2 protein-coding genes are annotated in these 1,492 nt (G+C 59.5%); both read left to right on the top strand.

The genetic code is table 11. From position 1 onward, the window contains the following. On the top strand, nucleotides 1–575 hold a 575-nt coding region (locus tag BLS48_RS34605; RefSeq protein ID WP_143019608.1), incomplete at its 5' end, for a transposase. Between the two features lie 12 nt (nucleotides 576–587). Continuing rightward, nucleotides 588–1,343: an IS21-like element helper ATPase IstB gene (gene istB / locus BLS48_RS34600; RefSeq protein ID WP_038646815.1), complete on the top strand. Its 756-nt coding sequence runs from the start codon at nucleotides 588–590 to the stop codon at nucleotides 1,341–1,343. Nucleotides 1,344–1,492: the final 149 nt, after the last annotated feature.

Genomic DNA, 1,492 nt, shown 5'->3' with positions numbered 1-1,492 from the left:
CAAGCCTTCCGAGCGAAGACTACGAATTCGCCGAGTGGCGTTTGGCCCGCGTCTCGACGGATTACCACGTCGAGTTCAAGACCTTCTTCTATTCCGTACCGCACAACCTCATTCGTCAGCAAGTCGATCTGAGGGCAACGGCACGCACCATCGAGATCTTCCACCGCGGCAAGCGCATTGCCGTCCATCAGCGCCGCTATGGCGGCCCTCGTCATGGGACGGATCCGGATCATATGCCCAGCTCCCACCGGCGATATGCCGAGTGGACGCCGGATCGTTTCCGTCGCTGGGCCGCATCCGTCGGGCCCGAGACGGAAGGCTTGGTTGTCGCAATCCTCGCCAGCCGCCCACATCCTGAACAAGGCTTTCGAACATGCCTGGGTGTCCTTCGCCTGTTTCGCGATGTCACACGCGATCGCGCCGAAGCCGTCTCAGCCCGCGCTGTCGAGATCGGTGGGCTGAACTGCAAGAGCATCGCCTCGCTCATCGCCAATCACAAGGCCGCAAGGCATTCCACCGAACCGACCGCCATCGTCGATCACGCCAATCTGCGTGGCCCTGATTACTTCCATTGAGGAGACATACCAATGCTCATCCATCCGACCATCAACATGCTGCGCGAACTCGGCCTTCATGGCATGGCCACTGCCTTCCAGGAACTCGACGCACAATCCGAAGCACGCGGCCTCGAGCATGGCGAATGGCTTGCCATGCTGCTCGAGCGCGAGGCTACCATGCGCCGCCAGAAGCGTTTCGAAGCCCGCGCCAGAGCTGCAAAACTTCGCCATGACGCACAGATCGAGAATGCCGACTTTCGTGCCGCACGCGGTCTTGATCGCAATCTGTTCATGGCGCTCGCCGGCTGCGACTGGATCAGAAAGCATCACAGTCTTCTCATCACCGGGCCGGCCGGCGTCGGCAAGAGCTGGCTGGCCTGTGCGCTTGGCCACAAAGCTTGCCGAGAGGATTTCTCCGTCGCCTATCACCGCGTTCCCCGGCTGTTTGCAACGCTTGCCCTCGCGAGAGGCGACGGACGTTATGGCCGGATCCTCAAGCAACTCGCCAAAACCGACCTTCTCATTCTCGATGACTGGGGACCGGAAAAACTCAATGATGACCAGCGGCGTGATGTGCTTGAGATCATTGAAGACCGCTACGAACGCCGATCGACAATCGTCACCAGTCAGCTGCCCCTGGATCGCTGGTACGAGATCATTGCAAACCCAACCCTGGCCGATGCCATCCTGGACCGCCTCGTTCACAACGCCTATCGCATCGATCTCACCGGTGAAAGCATGCGAAAACAGCGCTCGCCGAGAGCGTCCGAAACAGCGCACGCTTGACCTGAAACGAAACCCAATCCAAACATCAACGAGACCCAGGATCAGTCCGAAAAATGGCCGGCTTCAAATCGGAACACCGGCCGGAATGAAATCGGAATGACTGGCCGGCTTCAAATCGGAATCGATGGCCGGCTTCGTCGGAATACGCA

The sequence above is a fragment of the Mesorhizobium qingshengii genome, assembly GCF_900103325.1.
GTDB classification, from domain to species: Bacteria; Pseudomonadota; Alphaproteobacteria; order Rhizobiales; family Rhizobiaceae; genus Mesorhizobium; species Mesorhizobium qingshengii.
Note: the sequence above shows the minus strand (reverse complement) of the source record. Positions and strands in the feature narration are given on the sequence as shown.

Excerpts from the sequence above, each read along its gene's own strand:
- istB (WP_038646815.1), top strand. The coding sequence starts at position 588 with ATGCTCATCCATCCGACCATCAACATGCTGCGCGAACTCGGCCTTCAT.